Raw genomic sequence first — 24,856 nt, forward strand, 5'->3', positions numbered from 1 at the left:
ATAAAGGGGAAAGTTATGTTACAAGATAGTTACAGGTGCCTGGCACCAGTAACACTTTTGACATGTTAGAGGATGAAAAATATTGGTAGGATGAGCATGTTTAGGAAGCGAAATAGGATGTAATGTTTGATCGGAATTCCTGCTTTTTGCGCAAGAACAATAATTTGCATATGAATACTAAGTCCACTAAAAGCTATGATTATCGCTACTACAAAGGGTAATATTGTAGTTCCTGATAAAATTTCTCCTGCCAAACTAATGCCACCGGTCATTTCAAAAAAAGATGCAATTAGCACTAATACGAACGGAGAAATGGATGGTATTACTTCTTTTACGGATTCAAAAACAATAATACTTACTGTTGTGAAAAATATTACAGTTGTTCCAATTAGCAATAGTATTTGCGATGTTTCTCTAATGCTTTCCTGAAATGGTGAGATCGATGCTTTTTTGACGTAATCATTCATTTGAATAGGCTTCGAAAAAATGATGAATACTAAAAGGAATGCCAAATTGACGAGATGGATAATAATTAACAATTTTAAACCCGCAATCTCGGCATTAAAAATTTCGATGCCAACAAAACCAATTACAAACATTGGGCTTGGAGCATGACAAATAGCTAATAACCAACTCGCATTTCGCTCGTTTAAGGTACCTATTTCCTTTAGGGAAGAAATAATAGCAGCTCCACTTGGAAAGCCTCCTAATGCAGTAAGAATGTATATATTCATATACAATTTGAACTTGTTGGTCGTGTTTAAAAAAGTTTTTTGTGATCGAATAAACATTTGGGTAATAACTAGATAAGGCAATAAGTAGGGAAGTAATGCTGTCGTGAATATTCGCATCCCTTCTACTGCACCTTTATGCGCTATACCCGGTTGTAAAAACAATAGTATAATAAGTGCCCAACTACCGATTGTAATAATCATATGCATCCTATTTCATCCCTTATTTCTTGAGGGAAAATTGTAGGTTCCCTCATAGTTAATGTCTAGTCTCTAGTAAAAAGTCTTTCAAGCGCGATTGCCACTTCTGATTACGTGTTAATCGTCACCAAAAAAGTGAGTTTTCCATTTTCCTGTTTATATATTTTGTCAGAAAAAAATGGAAGTGATAAACTAATACTTAATTGTATTTATGAAAGAGAGGGATAACTTATGAAGAAGAGAAAGCCATTAATCCTTCTTTTTGTTGTAGCACTTGTAGCTGCATTAGCCTTTTATCCAATGGAATCTTATATTTCCAAGCCAGGCGGCGCTTACGAACTTACTCCATTCGTAGAAGTCGAAGGCGGAGATGAAGATGACGCCGGAACGATGAGCCTATTAACTATTGCATTAGCAAAAGCAACTCCTCTTACTTATGCATATGCTAAAGTGGTGGATAATCAAAAAATCTATAAAGCAAATCAAATTCGTCAAGAAGATGAAGATGAAAAAGAATATAATGTTCGTCAATTAAAGCTTATGTCTGATTCTCAATTTAATGCTATTACAGTTGCTTTCAATCGAGCAAAAATGCCTTATACTGTGACAAATAACGGAATATTTATTTTTAATGTCGTAGATGGTAGTGCAGCAGATAATGTGTTAGAACCTGGCGATAAGATATTAGAAATGGATAATACAAAAAAATTAACCGAAGAAGCAATCAAAACGTACTTAGCAGACAAGCAAGCAGGTGACGTTATTCAATTAACAATTGAACGAGATGGCAAGGAACTTTCCAAAGAGGTTACACTTAAAGCAATCCCCGGCGTTCAAGGGAAAGCAGGAATCGGTATTTCGTATACGGAGGATAAGTTAGTTGAAACAACTCCTGTAGTCCGTATTAACTCGGAAGAAATAGGAGGACCTTCTGCTGGCCTTATGTTTACATTAGAGATATTAAATCAATTGTTACCTGAAGATATTACAAAAGGATATAATATTGCTGGAACTGGTGAGATGGAACCAGATGGAACAGTAGGGCGAATTGGCGGAATTGATTTAAAAGTAATTGCCGCGGACCGAAAAGGTATGGAAATAATGTTTGCCCCAGATGACGAAATAGACCCAGCCATACTTGCAAATAATCCGGATCTTACTTCGAACTATGAAGAAGCGGTAAAATCCGCAAAAAAAATAGGCACAAAAATGAAAATTGTACCTGTAAAAACTATTGATGATGCTTTAGCTTATTTGGAACAACTAGATCCCAAATAATTTTTATTGAAAAATTGGGATTTTACGAAAATCGCTTCCAACCATGCTTTGCCCGAAATCATTTTGTAAACCCAAATAATATAAATTTGCTGCTTTAATATCTAATTGAAGCAGCTTATTTTCTTTACTTGCGGCTACTCTACTTACAAGAGGGAGCTGCAAGTCTTTTTTTATTGATTGTAAATAAGCTTGCCCCTTTTTATTCATTGCTAGTGGTCTAATATAAGTGGGTAGGTCGATTTCCTGCAGCTGTTCCCATGTAAACTCTGTAAAAATATGCGTTAACATTCTTTGAATTCTCGTCCATGTAAATCGTTTAGACTTAATTTGCAGCATAAATGTATGGAAATTTTCACTTGTCATAGCGGCATTCCAAATGGCATTTTCCATTCCTTCCGTAACCTCTGCAAATTGAGCTAATCGTTCTTTATTATGACGTAAAATTGTAAAGCGCAATAAAGGATAAAATCTATCCCAGCAACCGAATGCTTGGGCTGTGGTTTTCCACTCGTTTAATTCCTCTATACTTGTACGTGGTAGAAAATGTTGAACGGCAGATAGTTCTTTTTCATCGAATAAAACTTTTCGTATTCCAGTTGCACTTGCAATAGTTTCAGAATGCTTAGCTTCGTCATGGTAATTAGCAACGACGCGCTGGATTGTCTCCGGTTTGATTGCCGCGTTTAAATTATAAGCAGCTTCCATATAATGATAACCTAAAATATTATTTGGTTTAGATAAATCGACTAAAGGAACAGAAGCATCCGAAGCTACCACTTTATATGCTTCATTTAATGCTTTTGGATAACTAATTCCTTGTTTCATAAAATTTGAAATAGCTGTATTATAATCCGCTTTTTTTGCCAATAATAATTGATAGGTATGTTGAAATGCTTCTAAAGATCCTTCCTCGCTTCCAAAGCAAAAAGTCTCACATTTTAAAGACTCCAATAAATAGATAGCGCCTTTTGCAAAATCACTGGCCTGGGCAGTTGCAAAAGCATAAGGTAACTCTATTATTAAATCAACACCAGCAGAGAGAGCCATTTTTGCTCGTGTCCATTTATCAACAAGGGCTGGTTCACCACGTTGGAGAAAGTTACCAGACATTACTGCTACAATAATGTCACTATTAGTTTTCACGCTTGATTGTTGTAAGTGATGTAAATGTCCATTATGAAATGGGTTGTATTCTACTACTAATCCAGTGGCTTTCATCTTCGTATCAAATCCTTTCCCTTAATGAAAGTATAATGTTAAAATAATGTAGTGACAAGAAATTATCTTGACATCTAAAAATAGTCATTATATAATCAACTTTGTTGTCTTGAGGTGATAATCGTATGAAATGGGTAATTCATCAGCTAGCTAAATATCGTGAGAACGGGATGACGTTAGATGAATTCGTTGTTCTCGAAAATGTGGAAAAACGAAACCATGACGTTCGAAACATTTCACCCGTTCATGTAAAAGGGCACTGCACGTTTGGTGCAGCGCAAATGACTTGTCATCTACAGCTTTCAGGGACTCTAATATTGCCATGTGCTCGCACATGGGAAGATGTAGAATATCCTTTTGAGATTGAAACTGTTGAAGTATTCAACTGGTCTGAGACTGCATTAGCATTAGCATCCGCACAAACAAATGATAACTTTCATATAGTTGAAGGCGATGTTATTCATGTAGATCCGGTTCTAGAGGAGTTAGTCCTTTTAGAAATTCCAATGCAAGTGTATAAAGAAGGTGCAGACCAATTTAAACATGAAGGTGGAAACGGTTGGAGTTATACAACAGATGAAGATCTTAATGATTTGCAAGAAGATGACCAACCAAAATTGGATCCAAGACTTGCTGAATTAGCTAAGTATTTTGATCAAACAGACGAATAATAGATCTGTAAGGAGGTGCCACCAATGGCAGTACCAGCTAGAAGAACTTCTAAAACTGTAAAAAGAAAACGTCGTACACATTTTAAATTATCCGTACCTGGTATGGTTTCGTGTTCAAATTGTGGTGAAATGAAATTGGCTCACCGTATTTGTAAATCATGCGGACAATACAAAGGGAAAGAAGTAGTAAGCAAATAATTCAGTATTTGTTTCTCAAAAGGCTACCAAAGAGACCATGGCTCTTCGGTAGCCTTTTTCTCTATATACACATTTAACAAGGGGTGGAATACATGGCTTATACTATTGAGAAAAAAGATGAAATAATTATTTTTGAAATAAATAGACCTGCTATTCATAATGCGATAAATGGAGAAGTTTTAGAAGGATTTAGGAAATTCATACATACTGTGAAAACAGATAGAGCGATAAAATTAGCAGTCATTACAGGAGCAGGTGAAAAATCATTTTGTTCGGGAGGGGACTTATCTGTTTTTCATAAATTAAAAACAGCAGTAGAGTCTTTTGAAATGTTAAGTGAAGCTGCAAAAGTTTTATATGATATAGCAACATTAGAAATTCCGACGCTTGCTTTAGTAAATGGAATTGCAATAGGTGGTGGTTGTGAAATTGCTACATTATGCGATTACCGTTTAGTAAAGAAAGAAGCGAAATGTGGTTTCATTCAAGGTAAGTTAGCCATTACATCTGGATGGGGTGGTGGATCCTACTTATTTGAAAAAGGAATGAGACATGACTATGCACTTCAAATGCTTACGGAAGCAGTGCCTTATGATGCTGCTCAGCTTGTATCCTTTGGTTGGGCAACTGACATTTTTGAGGGAGATAAACAAGTTGCATTGCATAAGTTTATCGAAAAAATGATTATTCCTCACTCTACCGTATTAATAGCATATAAAAAGCTGGCTATCCGAAAATGGGAACAGTCGCAATTATACGAGAGAATAATGGATGAAGTTAAGGCATGTTCAATCCTTTGGGAGCAAGATGTACATCATGAAGCAGTCGAATTGTTTTTAGCAAAAAAGAAATAAAATGAGAGTCTATTTAGCCCTACTTTGCATATATTAGTAAAAAAGCAAAGGGTGAACTAAATGAATGTTAAAATGAGAAAAGATAGTTGGACTATAGAAGAAGACAATCTATTAAAAGAGCTAGTTTTGAAAAAGATTGAGCAAGGCCATACCCAAATTTCTGGTTTTCAGGAGGCAAGCATTTTATTAGGACGCTCCAAACAAGCTTGTGCATTCCGCTGGAATAAAAATCTACGTTCTCAAATTTTCCGAAAAGAAGTATCTGCTTTTGAGGCAACATTAAAAGAAGATACATCAAAAGATGATACAACAAAAGAATTGGTAGATTCTACTTCCCTTCAAAACCACTTGCAGTTAGCAATGCAAAGCTATGATGAAATGAGACAATCGTACGATGAAATTTCTAATGCGTATAACTTATTGAAAAAAGATTACGAGGTATTAGTAAACTGGGCAAAGCAGGGCCTTACACACATTGAGCATAACTAAAAAAGAAGTCTCTAGAAATAGAGGCTTCTTTTTTGTTGCAGAAATAGTTGGAAAAATGATTAGTTTAATTAATTTATTTATTAGGCGAATTAACTTCATAATTCCAATTTACATAAATAATATTTGATTCCCGCTATAGGCGTACGCTTTCCGCGGGGTGAGCTATAAGCCATCACCGCCAGCCGCTTCAATCAACAAAGTGAAAAATGTTCGCATTTTAATGACAAAGTACTATTTATGAAATTTACTCAGGCTCTGTGAAACCAGGTTGTTGTTTTTTTAAACAATCATGTAGTTATGGCTGAAAATCCGCTCGCTTTCCGTGGACGAACTACCAAGCCACCTCGAGGAAACAAGGCCCATTCTGCGTCGAAGGGCGTAGGCGACAGATGCAAATCCGTTGCCACTTGGATGTGGTGAATGTAGGATTTGTTCCTTTAAGGCCGCTATTGGGTTTTGTCAGTCCGTTTTTCCGCAGGAGTCTCGCAGAATTTCGACACAAAATATATTCATCAAGAGCCATTTGTTAAAATGTAGATGAAGTGGAGTCACTATTTTGTTAGAAAATTTCATATTTAGTTGAAATCGCTTTCATTTTTCGTATAGACTAATAGAGAAGGGGTTCACTTTTTGTAACAAGGGGGAAAAGAGATGAAAAAGGTATTAATTGCAAACAGAGGAGAAATTGCCCGTCGAATAATTAAAACGTGTAAAAAGTTAAATATCGAGACGGTAGCAATCTATTCCGAGGCAGATCAGGATTTACCTTACGTGAAAGAAGCGGATTTTGCATTCTTAATTGGTCCAAGCCAAGTCCAACTATCGTATTTAAAAGCAGATGACATAATTGCACTTGCAAAAAGAGAACAGGTTGATGCTATTCATCCAGGATACGGTTTTTTATCGGAAAATGCAGATTTTGCTCGAAAGGCGGAAGAAGAAGGTATTAAATTTATTGGTCCTAAGCCAATAACAATAGAGAAAATGGGAGATAAGATAGCTTCTAGACTTTCAATGCTGGAAGCAAATGTTCCGGTAGTTCCTGGAACAGAAGCAGGCTTAACGTCTTTAGAAGCTGCAAAAGAAGCTGCATTCACTATTGGATATCCAGTAATGTTGAAAGCAAGTGCTGGGGGTGGTGGCATAGGGATGATTCGTTGTGATGATGAAGCCACATTAATCAAACACTTTGAATCCACTAAAACACGTGCAAAATCATATTTTGGAAGTGATGTTGTATTTTTAGAGAAATATATTGAAGCATCCCGTCATATCGAAGTACAAATCTTTGGTGACTCTCAAGGAAATATTGTTCATTTGTTCGAAAGAAATTGTTCCGTTCAAAGGAGAAATCAAAAAGTGTTAGAAGAGTCGCCCTCTCCTAATTTTCCAGAGGAAGCTCGAAAAAAACTATTAGAAGCGGCAATAAATGCTGCGAAAGCAGTAGAGTATGTAAATGCAGGTACAGTTGAGTTTATCGTAGATCAAGACCATCAATTTTACTTTTTAGAAATGAATACAAGATTACAAGTAGAGCATCCCGTAACAGAAGCGATAACAGGATTTGACTTAGTAGAATGGCAGCTAAAAGTAGCGGCGGGGGAAGAATTGCCTGTGAAAGACCAACAAGCTATTTCTTCAAAAGGTCATGCCTTTGAGTTTAGAATTTATGCCGAGGATCCAAAAACATTTTTCCCATCACCTGGGACGATAACATCTCAGAATTGGGGAGCATTAGAAGGTGTCCGGATTGATGCTGGATATGAAGAAGGGGATAAAGTAACGCCTTTCTATGATCCTATGATTTCCAAAGTCATCATTCACGCAGAGAACAGAAAATTAGCAATAGAGAAAGCGCAAAAAGTTTTTTCTTCTGCTAAAATAGAAGGTGTGAAAACAAATATTCCGCTTTTCAAACAATTCTTAGAAGCTGAAAGTTTTCTAAGTGGGATATATTCAACATCTGTATTAGGGGAATGGATGGAAAATCAAAGGGAGGAAGACTTAAAATGAAAAATTTAGAATCGACAATGGCTGGAACTGTATTTACAGTAAATGTAGAGGTTGGAGAAGAAGTTGCTGTAGGACAAGTGCTAATAGTGTTAGAATCGATGAAAATGGAGATTCCGATTGAGTCAGAAGTAGCGGGTAAAATTGCTACGATCAATGCATCAGAAGGTGATTTTGTAAACGAAGGGGATATCCTAGTTACGTTCGAATAACTCAAATTGTTGACAAATGTGTTTTATATTTGCACTCGTTGTAAGCTCATGAACTTAAGTTCTATTCGCGGGCTTACACGATGTGAGTCAGGCAACCGTTTCTTCACGATGTGGCGCATTTAAGTTGCTAACATCTACATGTGCTGGCTCGCCTAGACCAACAAGCGTTTTCAAGACATCTCTATTAACATAGATTTTTCAGGTTCAATTGCTTTAAATAAGGGGGTTATACAAAGTGGGAGAAACTAAAGGTTACAACGAAAGATTAGAAGAAAAGCTTACGTCCATTTTTTCTGGTGGTCATTCAAAATATCACGAAAAAATGAAGGAACAAAAGAAGTTATTTGTTCGTGACCGTTTAGCTTTACTATTTGATAATGGGGATTATATAGAGGATGGTCGTTTCGCAAATGTAGAAGCAGGTGATTTACCTGCGGATGGGGTTGTCACAGCAACCGGGAAAGTAAATGGTCAAACAGTTTGCGTAATGGCGAATGATTCAACTGTTAAAGCTGGTTCATGGGGATCCCGAACAGTTGAAAAAATTATTCGTATTCAAGAAATAGCAGAAAAAAATAGAGTACCAATGTTATATTTAGTAGACTCGGCTGGTGCTCGTATTACAGATCAATTAGATATGTTTCCAAATCGTCGAGGAGCAGGGAAGATATTTCATAACCAAGTAAGACTTTCAGGTTTCATTCCGCAAATTTGTTTGCTTTTTGGTCCCTCAGCAGCAGGTGGAGCCTATATTCCTGCATTTTGTGATGTAGTGATTATGGTGGAAGGCAATGCTTCAATGTATTTGGGGTCGCCTCGTATGGCTGAAAAAGTAATTGGTGAAAAAGTGACACTTGAGGAAATGGGCGGAGCTCGCATGCATTGTACTGTGAGTGGAGTAGGCGATGTACTTGTTACTTCTGAAGAGGAAGCGATATCAGAGGCAAAACGATACTTAAGCTTTTTCCCTGCTAATTATACGGAAAAGCCTAAAGAGATAGAGCCGAAAGAAGTAGTTAAGGGGCGTTCACTCGAAGCTATTATTCCTGAAAATCAAAATGCACCATTCGATATGTATGAAGCCATTGGTCAGATTATTGATGAGGATTCATTTTTTGATATCAAGCACCTGTTTGCACCTGAAATTATTACGGGACTTGCTCGTATAGAAGGTCAGGCTGTCGGAATTATTGCCAATCAGCCAAAAGTAAAAGGTGGCGTTTTATTCGTAGATTCTGCTGACAAAGCCACTAAGTTTATTTCGCTTTGTGACGCATTTTCGATTCCGTTACTATTTTTGGCAGATGTACCAGGATTTATGATTGGAACGAAGGTAGAACGAGCAGGTATTATTCGACACGGAGCGAAGTTAATTGCAGCGATGAGTTCTGCAACCGTACCGAAAATATCGGTTATTGTTCGTAAAGCATACGGAGCAGGATTGTATGCAATGGCTGGACCGGCCTTTGAACCAGACGTATGTATTGCACTTCCTACCGCTCAAATTGCAGTAATGGGTCCTGAAGCTGCCGTAAATGCTGTCTATTCAAATAAAATTGAAGCGATAGAAGATCCAAAAGAACGTGTGAAATTTGTGCAAGAAAAACATGCAGAATATAAAGAAGAAATTAATATTTATAAATTGGCTTCTGAAATGATTATTGACGAAATTGTTGCTCCTAGCAAATTACGTGGGGAGCTTGCGAATCGTCTCCGCTATTATAAAGATAAGGAAATTGCAAGTGCACCTCGAAAACACCCTGTGCTTCCTGTATAATTACAAAAAAAAATAAGGTCTGCCTTCTTGGTAGACCTTTTTATAACTTGAGGTGATTGAGATGAACATTGGTATTGTAGGTGCAGGAGCTATTGGTATGTTATTTGGTGCTTATTTATCGGAAGCAAAGCATGATGTGACCTTTTTAATCCGCAATCGTGAAATGACTGATCAATTATACATAGAAAAAGGCGATACATCTCAACAGCCAATCCATTGCAATCTTGTCTATGACATAGAAAAACTGTATGACATGGATTTAGTTATTATCGCAGTGAAATACCATCACTTGCACCAGCTAAAAAAAGAACTAGATTTAATACCCTCTAAAACTCCTCTTTTATTTTTGCAAAATGGGTTACTCCATTTGCCTTATGTAGAAAATTTAAAACAACATACAATAATTCTTGGTTCTGTTTTGCATGGAGCAACGAAAGTAAATTCTACTACTGTTCAACATTTAGGTGTAGGAATAACCTCTATTGGTCTATATAAAGGAAATTGGAGTAGAATGAAAGAGTTTCTCTGTACTGAAAAAGAAGACTTCCCACTTCAGTTCACCACAAATATAGAGCAGATTCTTTTTAAAAAAGCGATGTTAAATTGTCTCATTAATCCTTTAACAACCATTACAAAAGTCCAAAACGGGGAACTCATAAAGAATGATACATATAAAAAGATATTAAAGAGTGTATACGATGAATTGATCGAAGCGTTTGAAGAATGGAAAGAGCATCTTAGCTGGGAAGAAGTAGTGACACTTTGCAAAAATACCGAATATAATCGTTCCTCTATGTTAAAAGATTATGAAAATGGTCGTGTTATGGAACTCGATACGATAGTTGGGGCAATTATCGAGGAAGCAACTAAAAGAAATAAAGCATTACCAATACTAAATACATTTTATTTATTGTTAATTGAAGCGAATAAGGTAGGTGAAAGAGATCGTTAAGATTCTTTCTTTTTTCATTTTGTTTCCTGTATTAATATATGTAATAGTTTTTAGCATTTCTAAATATATTTTACATAAACGAAAAAAGTCACTTGGAATTGCAGCTGATGTCACAACTCTATTTTTATATTTGTCGGTTTCCCTTGTCTATTCAATTATATTTTCCGAAAATATAGGGTTTATTTTAGTAGTAAGTTCCATATTAATAGCTACCATTATTACTTATTTTGACTGGCGATCAAAAAAAGAAATAGAAGTTATCCCTCTTTTACGAAAAATTTGGAGACTATTTTTTCTTCTACTTTGCGTATTTTATGGATTTCTATGGTTATTCGGAGTTATCCGATATGTTTTACGATATATAAGCTAATTATTTTTACCTATTACTTATGAAGTGATATACTCTTTAAGTATTTATAGTAAAGAGGTGGAAAAATCGTGCGATTAGAGCAATACACACAACCATTCGCTTCCTCATTTTATAAGAAGTATTTAGAGGATACAGCTAGTTTATCTTCATTCTTTCATTATGAGTGGAATCAAAAGGCAATTATTAAAAGACTTCAGGAAACTGACTTTAGCAAACATAAAAGAAATGAACTTGTAAAAGTATTAACAAATTATATGAGTAAGTTTGGTATATCCGAAAAAAGTAGAAAGCATTTAGAAGAATTAGAGGATAATGGTGTGGTTGTAATCGGGGGGCAGCAAGCAGGGATTCTTTCTGGTCCAATGTATTCCATCCACAAAGCAATTTCTGTTATTACATTAGCAAAGCAACAAAGAGATATTTTAGGAGTGCCGGTCATACCTGTTTTCTGGATTGCAGGGGAAGATCACGATATTGATGAGATAAACCATGTTTACATAGAGAGAAGTAGAAAACTTCAAAAACTTGTATATCCTGAAAAATCAAGAATAAAAAAGATGGCATCTGATACAAATTTTGATAAACAATTAATGCAAAATTATTTAGATGAGATTTTTCAAAGTCTGCCGGAAACACTGTATACGAAAGAGCTCTTTTCAAAGGTTATGAATCTTTTAGAGGGAAATAATTATTATCCCGACTTCTTTGCTGCATTAATGAATGATCTTTTTCAAGAAGAAGGCTTACTTCTAATAGATGCAGCATATGGACCATTTCGACAATTGGAAAGTGAGTACTTCCAATTGTTTGTACAACAGTCTTCGGAACTAGCTAGAGTGGTATTTGAACAAGAAGCAGTCTTTGAACAAGCTGGATTTGGAACACCGATTCAAACAAAAGAATCAGCTGCTCACTTATTTTATGTGGAAGATGGAGAACGCTTTTTATTGGAAAGAAAAGATCATATGTTCATCCATGAGGCAAAGGGAATTTCATTTACCAAAGAAGAATTGATGGATATTGCGAAAAATCACCCGGAAAAGCTAAGTAATAATGTAGTAACAAGACCAATTATGCAAGAAATGGTCTTCCCTACTTTAAGTTTTATCGGTGGACCAGGAGAAATTGCATACTGGGCTACATTAAAAACAGCATTTGAATTATTTAATATGAAGATGCCTGTCATTATGCCTCGCTTGAGTGTAACAATTGTGAATTCTAAAACGCAGTCTTTGTTAGAAAAGTTATCGTTTACAATTCAAGATGTGTGGGGCGGATTAGTCGAAGAGGCAAAAGTTCAATACATCAACGATCACCGAAATGAACAAATTCCACAAATGATTGAAAAAATGAGAGAAGAACTTGCGGCTAAGTATGAAGGACTAGAGCAACTTCTGTTAAGTGAAGATTTGAAATTAACTCCATTAGTTCAGAAAAATTTGCGTTATCATGAAAAACAGCTATCATTTTTAGGAAATGCGATAGAAGATACTTTAATTGGGAAACTAGATGCTTCTATTTATCGATACGAACAAATTACGATGGAACTGACTCCTAATGGTGGGCTACAGGAAAGAATATATTCACCACTTCAATTATTAAATGAAGTAGGATTAAGTCTAGTTAATGATCTTTTAGAGGTTAAGTATGAATTTAATGGAAAGCATCATGTAGTATATATATAAACCTGGGTCCCACAATAAAATGTGGGGCTTTTTTATGTTAAATTTTATGTCAAATCCGCACTATTACTGTCTCAATAAGTACTATTTATCCATTTTGTAAAATTATAGTTATATTTTTAAGAAATGAGTGGAGGAAAGTGGGGGGATGTGGTATGTTATTGACATAAAGTGGGGTGAGTAGCATGTTCATGGGCGAATATCAACATAACGTTGATGCGAAAGGTCGGTTAATTATACCTTCCAAATTTCGTGAGCATTTAGAAGATTACTTTGTTTTAACACGTGGTCTTGATAATTGCTTATTTGGTTATCCTATGAATGAATGGCGAAAGCTCGAAGAAAAATTAAAAGAACTTCCTGTCACCAAAAAAGATGCACGTGCTTTTACTCGTTTTTTCTTCTCGGGTGCTACTGAAGTTGAAATTGATAAACAAGGCCGTATTAACATTCCGAATAATCTTCGTTCCTATGCAAAAATGGACAAAGAGTGTATAATCCTTGGCGTTTCAAATCGTCTTGAAATTTGGGCGAAGGAAGCTTGGGAAAATTACTTTGAAGAATCTGAGGATTCCTTCAACGATATTGCGGAAAATATGATCGGTTTTGATATATAAGAATTGGAGGGAAAGAGCTTGTTTCATCACACAACCGTATTACTTAAAGAAACAGTAGATGGACTAGCTATTCGTCCAGATGGTATTTATGTAGACTGTACCCTTGGCGGAGCGGGACATAGTGAATATTTAGTTAAACAATTAAACGAACAGGGCAGGTTAATCTGTTTTGATCAAGACATGACTGCTATCGAGAATGCAAAGATTAAACTTGCAGCCTATTTAGATCAAGTAACATTTGTACATGCTAATTTCCGTTATTTAAAAGAAGAACTATATAAAATAGGGATTGAAAAAGTAGACGGTATTTTATATGACTTAGGTGTTTCATCACCTCAACTAGATACTCCAGAACGTGGTTTTAGTTACAACTACGATGCGCCATTAGATATGCGAATGGATCAAACAAGTGAGTTAACAGCTTTCCATGTAGTGAATGAATGGCCGTATGAAAAACTAGTGAAAATCTTTTTCCGTTATGGAGAAGAGAAATTTTCGAAGCAAGTAGCGCGAAAAATTGAACAAGCAAGAGAAGTCGCTCCGATCGAAACAACATTTCAATTAGTAGAGTTAATAAAAGCAGGAATACCTGCAGCTGCAAGGAGAACTGGTGGACATCCAGCTAAAAGAATTTTCCAAGCAATCCGAATAGCTGTTAATGATGAACTAGGAGCAGCAGAGGATTCCTTAGAAGATGCAATTCGAATGATTAAAGTGGGTGGAAGAGTAAGTGTTATTACATTCCATTCTCTAGAAGATAGATTAACTAAAACAATTTTCAAAGAAGCATCATCGGTACCTAACTTGCCGCCTAACTTGCCAGTAATTCCAGCAGGTCTGGAGCCAATGTTAAAACTAGTAACAAGAAAGCCGATTTTGCCATCGGAAGAAGAATTAGAAGTAAATAATCGTTCTCGTTCTGCTAAGCTGCGAATTGTGGAAAAACTAATTGAAAAGGGAAGTGTTTAAATGGCTTTACGTAATCATCAGTCAAAAACTTACATAACTCAGCCTTCTTCTCCTAAACAACCACAATTGAAGAAGCAAGCAAAACAACAGAGGTATCTAATTACAAAAGGTGAACGAGTTCTGTTTCTTATGTTATTAACTGTCGTAACTATACTTGGTATAATGATTATTCAAACTCAAGCGACTGTTCGTGCAACATCTGCGGACATTTCACTACTTGAACAACAAATAGACACGACTTCAAAAGAAAATACAGACTTGTCCATTCAAGTAAGTGAATTATCTACCTATAAGCGTATTTGGAAAAAGGCGGAAGAGCTCGGTTTGAAACTGAATGAGCAAAACGTAAAGGTAGTACCAGGACAATGAATAAGAAATTTCGTTTTCAATGGGGAGCCTTTCTAATGTTTTTACTTTATGGAGGGCTCTTTTTTCTATTGCTAAGCCGATTTTTATTTATCCAAGTAACTGGTACAGCAGAAGGGCAAGTATTAGCAACAAGAGCAGATTCCAAGTATAGTAGAGAACAAGTTTTACAAGCAAGTAGAGGGAAGATTTTAGATCGTAATGGAGAAGTCATTGTGGAAGATACAATAAGCTATAAAATGATTGCCGTTATTAGATCAGATGCTTCCAAGAATAGTAGTATTCCTCGACATGTAATTGATCCAGCAAAAACGGCTCAAGTATTATCGAAATATATTGATATGACAGAACAGGAAATACTAGATTTACTCAATAAAAATATACAAGCTGAAAAATATCAAGTAGAATTCGGAAAAGCTGGAAGAGACATTAGTCATGAAGAAATGATGGAGATACAAGGGTATCAGCTACCTGGTATTATTTTTATTCAAGATTTGAAAAGGCTATATCCCAATGGGGAGTTTGCTTCCCACCTAATTGGCTTTGCGCTTAAAGAAGAAACAGAAGATGGGGAAGCCCATACAGTAGGAAAAATGGGACTTGAATATATTTATAACAAAGAGTTAACAGGTACTCCTGGAAAAGTAGAATTTAAAAGTGATACAAAGGGATTTTTACTTCCGAATGCTGAGAAAATGGTGACGGAGCCACAAGATGGACAAGATATCTACTTAACCATTGATAAAACCATTCAAAACTTTTTAGAAGATGCACTAAATAAAGCGGAAGAGAAATATAGTCCGGAACGTATGACAGCAATTGTAGCAAACCCAAAAACGGGCGAAATTTTAGCGATGTCTCAAAGGCCAACATTTGAGCCGAACACGAGAGAGGGCTTATCAACCAACTGGTTAAACGAAGCAACCGAACAAACAATTGAACCAGGCTCTACAATGAAAATTTTCACGTTAGCTGCGGCAATTGAAGAAGGTGTATGGGACCCTAATGCAACGTATAAATCAGGTTCGTACAGTGTATATGACCGAACAATTCGAGATCATAACGTGGTAGGTTGGGGAAATATTACCTTTCTAGAAGGGTTTCAACGTTCGTCCAACGTTTCAATGGCTTATTTGCTTCAACGTCTAGGGGAAGATACCTTTCTTGACTATATTCATCGTTTTGGATTTGGTCAGAAAACTGGAATTGACTTGCCAAACGAAGCAAGTGGAATAATAAGTGATCAGTACCCAATCAATAGAGTGACAACCACTTATGGGCAAGGTTCCACAGTTACACCTATTCAGTTAGTGCAAGCCATGACAGCCATTGCGAATAAAGGGAAAATGATGCAGCCGTATGTCATCGACAAAATTGTTAATCCGAATACGGGTGAAATAGTAAGTAACCATGAGCCTACTGAAAAAGAGTCGCCGATTTCAGCAAAGACTGCTGATCAGGTTAAAGAAATACTGGCAAGTACGGTTACATCTGAACATGGTACAGCAAAACGATTTAAGTTAAATGAATATACAACCGCTGGGAAAACAGGGACAGCGCAAATAGCAAAGCCTGATGGAGGATATTATTGGGGGCGTGAATTATTTTTATATTCATTCCTTGGAATGGCACCTGTCGAGGATCCTCAGTTAGTTGTATATGTCACAGTTCATAAACCACATTTAGAAGATACTGAAGTTGGGTCGCAGCCTGTTTCAGATATATTTAATTCCGTGACAGAAAATAGTCTGAAGTATTTAAACATTCAACCTGAAAATCTTGAATTATCTGAACCAATTGAAATGCCAGATGTTGTTGGTAATAATGTTGTGGAAAGCCAAATAGCACTAGAGTCACAAGGATTGAAAACTGTTATAATTGGACAGTCAGAAAATGTAGTGGAGCAATACCCAACAGCGGGAACTTCTATTATTTCCAGTGGGTTGGTATTTATTAAAGGACAAGGGGAAATTCAATTACCAAATTTCTCTGGCTGGTCCAAAAGGAATTTAATGATTTATAAATCATTAGCAAATCTTCCGATAGAAATTATTGGAGAAGGATTCGTAACAAAACAAAGTCTGACAGCAGGTTCTGTAGTTTCAGATAACACACCAATAGTCGTTCAATTAGAGACTCCAGAGGAAACTACAAACGCTCTTTTGGTAGAGGAAACAGAGGAAGGTCTTCCTCAAGACTAAAAGAGAGATAGAATAGTTAGTGCCATTTTTTCATACGCTATCTAAAACGGATAAAAGGGGAAAAGGTAATTTCTAAAATAAAACAAATTATACGTTTGCGGATGATTTGGATTATGACGGTTATATTATTCTTGTTAGTTGCTTCGAAGTTAGTACAACTTCAGTTTTTTCAATTTGATGAACTGACGCTGAAAGCGAAAGAAAGCTGGGATCGAGAATTACCATACGCATCACTTCGAGGTAGTATATTGGATAGAAATGGTGAAGTAATCGTAGGAAATAAGCTTTCACCAACCTTATTTTATATGCCATCTCAAAACGATGAACCAGAAAAAGTTGCGGAGCAAATTGCACCACTTATAGAAATGGAAAAAGAAGCACTATTTGAACAACTTAATAAAAGAGCTTCTATTGTTAAAATTGCCCCAGCAGGAAAAAATATTTCGACCGAACTTGCGATGGAAATTCAAGATAAAAATATAAAAGGCTTGTATGCGGGTGTCGATTATATACGAGACTATCCACATGGGGAGATGCTTTCGAGATTGCTAGGATTCACTGGCTACGATGCTCAAGGACTAGCAGGGATTGAATACCAATATGATTCCATATTAAAAGGAAAGTCATCAGCAATACGTATGTTTACAGATGCAAAAGGGGTACCTCTACCTCATGTGGATGATGGTTGGAAAAGTGGAGATGCTGGGAATCATGTCCAATTAACAATTGATATGAAAATTCAGGAAGTCGTAGAAAGAGAGCTTTCTCAAGCAATGCTGAAGTATGATGCAACGCAAGCAATTGCAATAGCGATGAATCCGAATAATGGAGAGATACTTGCATTAGCTTCCGCACCAAATTTTGATCCCTCAGCGTATCAAGAGGCGGATTCTACTATTTATAATCGTAATTTACCAGTTTGGATGACATTTGAACCTGGCTCGACATTTAAAATAATTACACTAAGTGCTGCATTAGAAGAAAATGTAGTGGATTTAGAAAATGATCATTTTTTTGATCCTGGATACGCAATGGTAGAAGGTGCTAGACTCCGGTGTTGGAAAAGGCAAGGGCATGGAGATGAAACTTTCCTAGAAGTAGTCCAAGATTCCTGTAATCCAGGTTTTGTCGAGCTAGGTAGAAGAGTAGGTCCGGATAAGCTTCAGGATTACATACGTAAATTTGGTTTTGGACAGTCAACAGGATCTGGAATGGCTGGAGAATCAACGGGCATTCTATTTAGTGAAGAAGGTTATGGACCCGTCGAGCATGCCACCACATCATTCGGTCAAGGGATATCGGTAACACCAATACAACAAGTGCAAGCAGTTGCTGCAGCAGTGAACGGCGGTTATTTATATAGACCATATATTGTTAAAAATATCTTAGACGGAGAAACGAATGATATTTTATCGAGTACCGAACCAGAGATGAAAAACCAAGTAATCAGTGAAGAAACTTCTGCAAAAGTTCGAGATGCGCTAGAACATGTTGTAGCGTTAGGCTCAGGAAGGCATGCGTATAGAGATGGTTTGCGAATTGGTGGAAAAACAGGAACTGCCCAAAAGGTAAAAGACGGTAGATATATGGATGGTGAATATATCGTATCTTTTATCGGTTTTGCCCCAGCGGATAATCCAGAAATAGTTGTATACGTTGCAATAGATAATCCCAAAAATTCTTCCGTGTTTGGGTCTGTCATTGCAGCACCAATCGTTGGGCAAATTATTGAAGATTCCCTCGAAATTTCTGACGGTGGTAAACAGATAGAAAAAGAATATAGATGGGGGGATATCCAGCAAGTTCGCGTTCCAAACTTAGTAGGAGTGAAGAAAAACAAAATAACATCCTATATGTATCCATTCTCCATTGTTTGGCACGGGGACGGGGAAGAAATACTAACCCAATTACCAAAAGAAAATAGTCTTATTCCATTGGATGGGACCATACATGTTTACACAAAATAAAATAACTATAGCGTTTATTAATAGCTCATTGTTTTTAAGGAGATTTTTTTATGACATTATCAACAACGATCATTACACTTTTTGTTAGCTTTCTCTTATCTGTTATTCTTGCCCCAATCGTCATCCCTTATTTAAGGAGGATGAAATTTGGGCAAAGCATAAGAGAAGAAGGCCCGGAATCACATCAGAAAAAAGCAGGTACACCAACTATGGGGGGACTTATATTTTTAACTTCCATTATTGTTTCCACACTTGCTATTTCATTATACTTTGGTGAGCTAACGACGCAATCAATTGTCTTGCTTATCATATTAGTTGGATTTGGTCTTATTGGATTTTTAGATGATTTTATTAAAGTAGTATTAAAACGAAATCTTGGCTTAACATCCATTCAAAAATTGATTGGTCAAATTATTATTTCGGTTATCGCGTATTTCTTATTGAAGCTTGGACCATTTGATACATCTCTTGCAATTCCTTTTACAGATATACATTTTTCACTTGGACAATTTTATGTAGCATTTCTCATCTTTTGGTTAGTTGGATTTTCAAATGCAGTAAATCTGTCTGATGGTTTAGATGGATTAGTTTCTGGAACAGCATCGGTCTCCTTTGCAACATTCGCAGTACTTGCACTTGCTTATGAACAAGCGGACATTGCCATCTTTGCTTTTAGTGTAGCCGGAGCACTTTTAGGATTTCTTTTATTCAATAAAAACCCAGCGAAAGTGTTCATGGGTGATACAGGATCTCTTGCATTAGGTGGAGCTCTTGCAATGGTCTCCATTTTGGTAAAACAAGAGGTATTGCTATTACTCGTTGGGATAATATTCGTGATCGAAACGTTATCTGTTATTTTACAAGTGATTAGCTTTAAAACGACAGGTAAGCGAATTTTCAAAATGAGCCCGATCCATCATCATTTTGAGCTTTCTGGTTGGAATGAACGAAAAATCGTAACCGTATTTTGGGCGATTAACTTTATTGCGGCAATGCTGGTAGTAATCATGGAGGTTATGTAAAGTGAAACAATTACCGTTTGTCTATCATAAAAAAATACTTGTACTAGGTTTAGCGAAAAGTGGTACAGCTGCAGCAGAAATTTTGCATGATTTAGGTGCATTTGTAACTGTCAATGATTCTAAGCCATTTGAACAAAATGATAACGCACAGTATTTACTTACAAAAGGGTTAACTGTTATTTGTGGAAGTCACCCCGAGGATCTTTTAGACGAGGGTTTCAGTCTTGTAGTTAAGAATCCAGGAATTCCGTATACTAATGTAGTCATTAAAGAAGCCCAAAAAAGAGGCATTCCAGTTTGGACAGAGGTAGAACTAGCTTATCGAATTAGTGATGCACCAATGATTGGAATAACAGGTTCAAATGGGAAAACGACTACAACTACTTTAATTTTTGAAATGCTAGCAGCAGGCGATAAGCATCCGCTAATTGCCGGAAATATCGGAACTGTTGCAAGTAGCGTTGCGAAAGAAGCTTCGAATGAAAATACGATTGTAACAGAGTTATCATCATTTCAGTTGATGGGTGTAGAGCAGTTAAAACCAAAAATCTCTGTATTGCTGAATTTGTATGAAGCTCATTTAGATTATCATGCTGATTTCCAAGAATACACGGATGCAAAATTTAATATTGCCAAAAAACAAGATGCTACAGACTGGTTTATTTTTAACGGAGAACAAAGGATAGTTAAGGATTATGCTGAGAAAAGCATGGCTTCCAAAGTACCATTCTATGTTAGTAATAAAACAAACGATGGCATAAGTGCCGATGATTTGTATATATATTGGAATGGGGAAAAACTGTTTGAACGTTCGATTATCGCACTTCGTGGTAAACATAATCTAGAAAATGTGTTGGCAGCAACTGCTTCTGCATTACTTATGGATTGCTCTTTGGAAAGTATCCTCCATGTGCTTTCTACATTTCAAGGGGTTAAGCATCGCACTCAATTTGTTAGAGAGTGGAAAGGTCGCAAGTTTTATAATGACTCCAAAGCTACAAATGCTCTTGCTACAAAGAGCGCATTAGAAGGCTTCTCGGAACCAATTATTTTAATCGCTGGCGGAGTGGATCGTGGACACTCATTTGATGAATTAGTCCCTTATTTACATAATGTGAAAGCTTTAATTCACTTTGGGGAAACTGCCGATCGTCTGCAGGAGTTTGGAGAACAACAAGGTATTCCTACTGTCATTCAAGTGAACAACTTAGCAGAAGCAATGCAAGAAGGGGTAAACGTTTCGGTAGAAGGAGATGTTGTTTTATTATCACCGGCTTGTGCGAGCTGGGACCAATACGAAAGCTTTGAGCTTCGTGGGGATGAGTTTATAGAAAAAGTTCTAGCGTTACAAGAGTAATGAAAGGATGAAATAATCGAAAGATATAAGAAAGTTACTTTTCATCTCCTCCGTCCTTTTTCTATCCATTATTGGAATTCTATTTGTACACTCAGCAGGCTCTTATTGGAGCGAAGTACATTATAAAGGACAATTGCCTTTTGCACTGAAGCAAGGGAGTTATTTAATTGTTGGAATTTTAGGAGCCTTTTTAATTCAAAATAATGGCCTTATCCGACTTCCGACATTTTGGCGTGTATTGTATTTAGTATCCATTGCATTGTTAGTTGGTGTATTAATACCGGGTATAGGTGTAGTGCGAAACGGTTCTCAAAGCTGGATTTCACTCGGGTTTATGAATTTCCAGCCGGCTGAGCTAGCTAAAATTGCTGTATTAGGAGTGCTAGCTAGTGCATTAGCAAATGAAAAGAAATCAAAAAGTAAAGTATATATTCAAAGTGCTGTATTACTAATATTGCCAATTGGTCTTATCATGCTGCAGCCTGATTTTGGTTCAGCATTTGTCCTTGTCGTTGGGGTTTTCTTCTTATTATTTGCAGCGGGTCTTCCAATGAAATTTTTTGCAGCTATTGGAATGTCAGGAATTATTGCTTTTGTATTATTAATTGTTTCAGCTCCCTATAGACTTGTTCGAATTCAAGCTTTTTTAGATCCATGGAAGGATCCTTTAGGTTCAGGGTTTCAAGCGATTCAATCTTTGCTAGCTATAGGGCCCGCTGGATTGTTTGGCTTTGGATATGGGAACAGTAGACAAAAGTTTTTATACTTGCCAGAGCCTCAAAATGATTTTATTTTCTCCATTTTGCTTGAAGAAACAGGTTTTATTGGTGGGTTAATCGTCATTACAGCTTTTGTTATGTTTTTTTCGACAAGCTTTACGATGGCTGCAAGAGCAAAAACGAGGGAAGCTCAACTAATGATCATCGGATTTACTTCTTTATTGGTAGTACAAACGTTTTTAAATATGGGAGTGGTAACAGGTTTACTTCCTGTTACTGGAGTTACACTGCCATTCATTAGCTATGGAGGGTCTTCTCTAGTTATGACGTGGGGAATCATTGGCATCATATTAAATTTAGCAAATACATCTTCAAATGAAGGGAGGCGGTAGAATGGAAAAAATCATAGATATTGAGGATCGCATACCTACTTTAAAAGAGCGTAGAAGACGTAGAACAAACAAAAAGTTTTCCATTCTACTTTTTCTCTTTGTCTCTACATTATTGGTAGTCCTCTATTTTCAATCTTCTTATAGCCAAGTCCAAACAATTACATTGGACGGGGCATCACTTGTTCCAAAAGAACAGTACATAGAGCAAATTTCGTTGGAAATTGGTGACTCCATGTGGGGGTTTAGAGAAAAGAATTTAGAGGAATTACTGAAACAAAATAAGTGGGTACAAGCGGTTACTGTGAAACGAAAATGGTTAACTGAAGTGGAAATCCAAATAGAAGAATATAAACAAATTGGATATGTAGAAGATGGAGACTTTCTTCGTATTACCCTAGAAAACGGAGAGATTATGGATACAGATGGACAAGTCTTACCGTTAGAAGGGCCGATATTGTCGGGATTTGATGATGAAAAAATTCGACTGCGTTTAATAAAAGAGTTAAAAAACTTAAATAGCGAAGTTCTATTAACTATTTCACAAATAAATTATACACCGAATGAGAATGACAAACATTCCATACAAGTGTTTATGAATGATGGCAATGAGGTACAAGCGATGATCCCTTCATTCTCTGAGAAAATGAATTTTTATCCATTCATTTTTTCGCAACTTGAACCAACTGTGAAGGGAATTATAGATTTGGAAGTGGGGTCATTTTTCCAACCATATGTAGATGTTTATGGCGAACAGACAGATGAGGAGGCGATGGAGCTTGAAGAAGAGCAGACTCCTTAAAATTCCTTCTAGAGGGTTAGTACTCATTTCCATGGTAAGTTTAGTGCTAGGTTTTATACTCGCCTACTCCTATAGTATTTCTTCCAAAAATGAAAAAGAAACCTCTGGGAGTTCCTATTCATTCGAGGAAATGGAGAAATATAGAGAAGAATTGATTAATCAAAAAGAAAAAAACAAAGATCTCACGGAAGAAATTAATGAAAAACAACAGGAAATTAGAGATTTTGAACAGTCATTTGCAAGTAGTGAAGAAAGTGTAGAAGAGTTAGTAAAAGAAGCAGAAAAGCTAAGGTTATTAATAGGTGATATACCTTCTCAAGGAAAAGGGATTGCGGTTTCTTTACAAGATGGCGCTTATAATCCATCTCAAGAAAATCCAAATGACTATATTGTGCATGAAAGTCATGTTTTTAAAGTGATAAATGAATTAAAAATTTCTGGTGCTGAAGCTATTTCCATTAATGGACAGAGACTTCATGCGAATTCGTTTATACGTTGTACAGGTCCAGTTATTACGGTAGATGGCAAGACATTCCCGGCGCCATTTACAATTGAAGCAGTAGGTGATCCATCCGTATTATTAGCCTCCGTTAATTTGGGTGGAGGAATTGTGGATCAGCTAACAAGCGACAATATTATAGTTACTGTCGAAGAAAGAGAGAAAATAACGATGCCAGCTTTACGAGGCGACAAAAACTAACAAAGGTGAAGGGGGCCGAATAATGAAAAGAACCGTCTATATTCGGTTTACTATAATTTTGTTAATAGTTGGTTTTATGTTATCGGTTCAATATAACACAGTACAAAATCCAGAAACTAGAGATACGAGAGATATTTGGGCAATTCGACAAGAACTGGCGAAAGAAACAGAATTACATTCAGAGTTGTTATCGGAAGTTCGTGTACTTGAACAAACCATTGGTAAATACGAGAATATGGTCAACGAAAGTCCAAAAATTGCTTTAAATGATACGGTGGAACAGTTAGAAAGAGAAATTGGATTAGATGATGTGAATAGTCCAGGGCTTATGATAACTGTAGAACCCTCTTTAGAAAGTATGATTGTAGGACAAGCAATAGAAGAGATTTCACCCGATTTACTTGTCCGTTTAATAAATGAAATTAATCGATTTAAAGCAAAAGCAGTAGAAGTAGACGGGAAACGGATTATATACTCCTCTGCTATAAGAGATGTCAATGGTAAAACAACTGTAAACAACCTTGCGATTAGACGTGCTCCATTTAACATTAAAATAGGAACTTCTACATATGAAGATGCCAAAAAAATGTACAATCAATTGGAGGCTTCAGCAATAGGTGACGACTTTTATATTGATAATTTAAGACTAGTAATTGGAGAGCCACAACATAGCATGAGTATATCTGCATATGACCAAACAGTAAGTAAGCAATTTCTACAAGAAGTTCCAGGAGGAGAGTAATGAAATGTGGTTACCATTATTAGGTCTAATACTTGGAATTTCACTTGGTCTTTTAACAGATATACAAATTCCAAAAATATATGAAAGCTATTTGTCCATAGCCGTTTTAGCTGCATTAGATACTCTGTTCGGAGGAATTCGAGCACAATTGCAGCATGTCTATGATGATAAGGTATTTGTATCTGGATTCTTCTTTAATATTGCGCTAGCCGCTGCGCTAGCCTTCTTAGGAGTTCATCTGGGGGTTGATTTATACTTAGCTGCTATATTTGCATTCGGTGTGCGTTTGTTTCAAAATATTGCTGTGATACGAAGAATTTTATTAACAAAATGGAGTGAGAGAAAAAATGCATAAAGTTTTC

The 24,856-nt window shown here is 36.4% G+C and carries 24 protein-coding genes; 22 read left to right on the plus strand and 2 right to left on the minus strand.

The window, feature by feature from the left end; all coding sequences use genetic code 11:
* Window positions 1–65: 65 nt before the first annotated feature.
* Entirely contained in the window at window positions 66–941 is an 876-nt protein-coding gene (locus MHB48_RS05560; protein WP_342600547.1) for a hypothetical protein, read from the minus strand.
* Window positions 942–1,163: 222 nt separating this feature from the next.
* On the opposite strand from MHB48_RS05560, the gene MHB48_RS05565 reads away from it, so the two are divergent.
* On the plus strand, window positions 1,164–2,210 hold the full coding sequence (locus MHB48_RS05565; protein ID WP_342600548.1) for a SepM family pheromone-processing serine protease: 1,047 nt from the start codon (window positions 1,164–1,166) through the stop codon (window positions 2,208–2,210).
* Window positions 2,211–2,213: 3 nt separating this feature from the next.
* Here the strand turns inward: MHB48_RS05565 and MHB48_RS05570 are convergent, their stop codons facing one another.
* Entirely contained in the window at window positions 2,214–3,428 is a 1,215-nt protein-coding gene (locus tag MHB48_RS05570) for a nucleotidyltransferase (protein ID WP_342600549.1), read from the minus strand.
* Between the two features lie 125 nt (window positions 3,429–3,553).
* Here MHB48_RS05570 and MHB48_RS05575 point away from each other — a divergent pair, with 125 nt between their 5' ends.
* The 21 genes from MHB48_RS05575 (at window position 3,554) to MHB48_RS05675 (ending at window position 24,849) form a co-directional block, all read left to right on the plus strand.
* Window positions 3,554–4,099 (plus strand): YceD family protein, encoded by a 546-nt coding sequence (locus MHB48_RS05575; RefSeq protein ID WP_342600550.1) that lies wholly within the window; start codon window positions 3,554–3,556, stop codon window positions 4,097–4,099.
* A 24-nt stretch (window positions 4,100–4,123) separates the two neighbouring features.
* The gene (gene rpmF, locus MHB48_RS05580) at window positions 4,124–4,297 is read left to right on the plus strand and encodes a 50S ribosomal protein L32 (protein WP_340918757.1); all 174 of its coding nucleotides are present in this window, start codon (window positions 4,124–4,126) and stop codon (window positions 4,295–4,297) included.
* A gap of 92 nt (window positions 4,298–4,389) precedes the next feature.
* Window positions 4,390–5,151 (plus strand): enoyl-CoA hydratase/isomerase family protein, encoded by a 762-nt coding sequence (locus tag MHB48_RS05585; RefSeq protein ID WP_342600551.1) that lies wholly within the window; start codon window positions 4,390–4,392, stop codon window positions 5,149–5,151.
* A gap of 60 nt (window positions 5,152–5,211) precedes the next feature.
* Window positions 5,212–5,640: a hypothetical protein gene (locus tag MHB48_RS05590; RefSeq protein WP_342600552.1), complete on the plus strand. Its 429-nt coding sequence runs from the start codon at window positions 5,212–5,214 to the stop codon at window positions 5,638–5,640.
* 651 nt (window positions 5,641–6,291) lie between these two features.
* Entirely contained in the window at window positions 6,292–7,653 is a 1,362-nt protein-coding gene (locus MHB48_RS05595) for a biotin carboxylase N-terminal domain-containing protein (protein ID WP_342600553.1), read from the plus strand.
* A complete protein-coding gene (locus MHB48_RS05600; RefSeq protein ID WP_342600554.1) occupies window positions 7,650–7,862 on the plus strand; it encodes an acetyl-CoA carboxylase biotin carboxyl carrier protein subunit in 213 nt (70 codons plus the stop codon). The genes MHB48_RS05595 and MHB48_RS05600 overlap by 4 nt, the downstream gene beginning before the upstream one ends.
* A 235-nt stretch (window positions 7,863–8,097) precedes the next feature.
* Window positions 8,098–9,639, plus strand: coding sequence for an acyl-CoA carboxylase subunit beta (locus tag MHB48_RS05605; protein WP_342600555.1), 1,542 nt, complete (start codon window positions 8,098–8,100; stop codon window positions 9,637–9,639).
* A gap of 61 nt (window positions 9,640–9,700) precedes the next feature.
* A complete protein-coding gene (locus MHB48_RS05610; RefSeq protein WP_342600556.1) occupies window positions 9,701–10,591 on the plus strand; it encodes a 2-dehydropantoate 2-reductase in 891 nt (296 codons plus the stop codon).
* 438 nt (window positions 10,592–11,029) lie between these two features.
* Window positions 11,030–12,646, plus strand: coding sequence for a bacillithiol biosynthesis cysteine-adding enzyme BshC (gene bshC, locus MHB48_RS05615; protein ID WP_342600557.1), 1,617 nt, complete (start codon window positions 11,030–11,032; stop codon window positions 12,644–12,646).
* Between the two features lie 182 nt (window positions 12,647–12,828).
* Window positions 12,829–13,260, plus strand: a complete 432-nt coding sequence (gene mraZ / locus MHB48_RS05620; RefSeq protein WP_342600558.1) for a division/cell wall cluster transcriptional repressor MraZ — start codon at window positions 12,829–12,831, stop codon at window positions 13,258–13,260.
* An 18-nt stretch (window positions 13,261–13,278) separates the two neighbouring features.
* Window positions 13,279–14,229, plus strand: coding sequence for a 16S rRNA (cytosine(1402)-N(4))-methyltransferase RsmH (gene rsmH / locus MHB48_RS05625; RefSeq protein ID WP_342600559.1), 951 nt, complete (start codon window positions 13,279–13,281; stop codon window positions 14,227–14,229).
* Window positions 14,230–14,598, plus strand: coding sequence for a cell division protein FtsL (gene ftsL / locus MHB48_RS05630; RefSeq protein WP_342600560.1), 369 nt, complete (start codon window positions 14,230–14,232; stop codon window positions 14,596–14,598).
* Window positions 14,595–16,796: a penicillin-binding transpeptidase domain-containing protein gene (locus tag MHB48_RS05635; protein WP_342600561.1), complete on the plus strand. Its 2,202-nt coding sequence runs from the start codon at window positions 14,595–14,597 to the stop codon at window positions 16,794–16,796. The genes ftsL and MHB48_RS05635 overlap by 4 nt, the downstream gene beginning before the upstream one ends.
* A gap of 113 nt (window positions 16,797–16,909) precedes the next feature.
* Window positions 16,910–18,763 carry a penicillin-binding transpeptidase domain-containing protein gene (locus MHB48_RS05640; RefSeq protein ID WP_342600562.1) on the plus strand — a complete coding sequence of 618 codons (1,854 nt, stop codon included), beginning with the start codon at window positions 16,910–16,912 and terminating at the stop codon, window positions 18,761–18,763.
* Between the two features lie 50 nt (window positions 18,764–18,813).
* Window positions 18,814–19,785: a phospho-N-acetylmuramoyl-pentapeptide-transferase gene (gene mraY, locus MHB48_RS05645; protein ID WP_342600563.1), complete on the plus strand. Its 972-nt coding sequence runs from the start codon at window positions 18,814–18,816 to the stop codon at window positions 19,783–19,785.
* Window position 19,786: 1 nt separating this feature from the next.
* On the plus strand, window positions 19,787–21,142 hold the full coding sequence (murD, locus tag MHB48_RS05650; RefSeq protein ID WP_342600564.1) for a UDP-N-acetylmuramoyl-L-alanine--D-glutamate ligase: 1,356 nt from the start codon (window positions 19,787–19,789) through the stop codon (window positions 21,140–21,142).
* A 43-nt stretch (window positions 21,143–21,185) separates the two neighbouring features.
* Window positions 21,186–22,253, plus strand: a complete 1,068-nt coding sequence (locus MHB48_RS05655) for a putative peptidoglycan glycosyltransferase FtsW (protein ID WP_342601303.1) — start codon at window positions 21,186–21,188, stop codon at window positions 22,251–22,253.
* A 1-nt stretch (window position 22,254) separates the two neighbouring features.
* Window positions 22,255–23,052: an FtsQ-type POTRA domain-containing protein gene (locus tag MHB48_RS05660; protein WP_342600565.1), complete on the plus strand. Its 798-nt coding sequence runs from the start codon at window positions 22,255–22,257 to the stop codon at window positions 23,050–23,052.
* 31 nt (window positions 23,053–23,083) lie between these two features.
* Window positions 23,084–23,752, plus strand: a complete 669-nt coding sequence (locus tag MHB48_RS05665; protein ID WP_342601304.1) for a DUF881 domain-containing protein — start codon at window positions 23,084–23,086, stop codon at window positions 23,750–23,752.
* Window positions 23,753–23,774: 22 nt separating this feature from the next.
* Window positions 23,775–24,494 carry a DUF881 domain-containing protein gene (locus MHB48_RS05670; RefSeq protein WP_342600566.1) on the plus strand — a complete coding sequence of 240 codons (720 nt, stop codon included), beginning with the start codon at window positions 23,775–23,777 and terminating at the stop codon, window positions 24,492–24,494.
* 4 nt (window positions 24,495–24,498) lie between these two features.
* Window positions 24,499–24,849 carry a DUF1290 domain-containing protein gene (locus MHB48_RS05675; protein ID WP_340918793.1) on the plus strand — a complete coding sequence of 117 codons (351 nt, stop codon included), beginning with the start codon at window positions 24,499–24,501 and terminating at the stop codon, window positions 24,847–24,849.
* Window positions 24,850–24,856: the final 7 nt, after the last annotated feature.

This window comes from Psychrobacillus sp. FSL H8-0483, from assembly GCF_038637725.1.
Taxonomy (GTDB): domain Bacteria; phylum Bacillota; class Bacilli; order Bacillales_A; family Planococcaceae; genus Psychrobacillus.

Coding starts and splice junctions, on each gene's coding strand:
- MHB48_RS05560 (WP_342600547.1), bottom strand. CDS start 941: ATGCATATGATTATTACAATCGGTAGTTGGGCACTTATTATACTATTG.
- MHB48_RS05565 (WP_342600548.1), top strand. CDS start 1,164: ATGAAGAAGAGAAAGCCATTAATCCTTCTTTTTGTTGTAGCACTTGTA.
- MHB48_RS05570 (WP_342600549.1), bottom strand. CDS start 3,428: ATGAAAGCCACTGGATTAGTAGTAGAATACAACCCATTTCATAATGGA.
- MHB48_RS05575 (WP_342600550.1), top strand. CDS start 3,554: ATGAAATGGGTAATTCATCAGCTAGCTAAATATCGTGAGAACGGGATG.
- rpmF (WP_340918757.1), top strand. CDS start 4,124: ATGGCAGTACCAGCTAGAAGAACTTCTAAAACTGTAAAAAGAAAACGT.
- MHB48_RS05585 (WP_342600551.1), top strand. CDS start 4,390: ATGGCTTATACTATTGAGAAAAAAGATGAAATAATTATTTTTGAAATA.
- MHB48_RS05590 (WP_342600552.1), top strand. CDS start 5,212: ATGAATGTTAAAATGAGAAAAGATAGTTGGACTATAGAAGAAGACAAT.
- MHB48_RS05595 (WP_342600553.1), top strand. CDS start 6,292: ATGAAAAAGGTATTAATTGCAAACAGAGGAGAAATTGCCCGTCGAATA.
- MHB48_RS05600 (WP_342600554.1), top strand. CDS start 7,650: ATGAAAAATTTAGAATCGACAATGGCTGGAACTGTATTTACAGTAAAT.
- MHB48_RS05610 (WP_342600556.1), top strand. CDS start 9,701: ATGAACATTGGTATTGTAGGTGCAGGAGCTATTGGTATGTTATTTGGT.
- mraZ (WP_342600558.1), top strand. CDS start 12,829: ATGTTCATGGGCGAATATCAACATAACGTTGATGCGAAAGGTCGGTTA.
- ftsL (WP_342600560.1), top strand. CDS start 14,230: ATGGCTTTACGTAATCATCAGTCAAAAACTTACATAACTCAGCCTTCT.
- MHB48_RS05635 (WP_342600561.1), top strand. CDS start 14,595: ATGAATAAGAAATTTCGTTTTCAATGGGGAGCCTTTCTAATGTTTTTA.
- MHB48_RS05640 (WP_342600562.1), top strand. CDS start 16,910: ATGACGGTTATATTATTCTTGTTAGTTGCTTCGAAGTTAGTACAACTT.
- mraY (WP_342600563.1), top strand. CDS start 18,814: ATGACATTATCAACAACGATCATTACACTTTTTGTTAGCTTTCTCTTA.
- MHB48_RS05660 (WP_342600565.1), top strand. CDS start 22,255: ATGGAAAAAATCATAGATATTGAGGATCGCATACCTACTTTAAAAGAG.
- MHB48_RS05665 (WP_342601304.1), top strand. CDS start 23,084: ATGGTAAGTTTAGTGCTAGGTTTTATACTCGCCTACTCCTATAGTATT.
- MHB48_RS05670 (WP_342600566.1), top strand. CDS start 23,775: ATGAAAAGAACCGTCTATATTCGGTTTACTATAATTTTGTTAATAGTT.
- MHB48_RS05675 (WP_340918793.1), top strand. CDS start 24,499: ATGTGGTTACCATTATTAGGTCTAATACTTGGAATTTCACTTGGTCTT.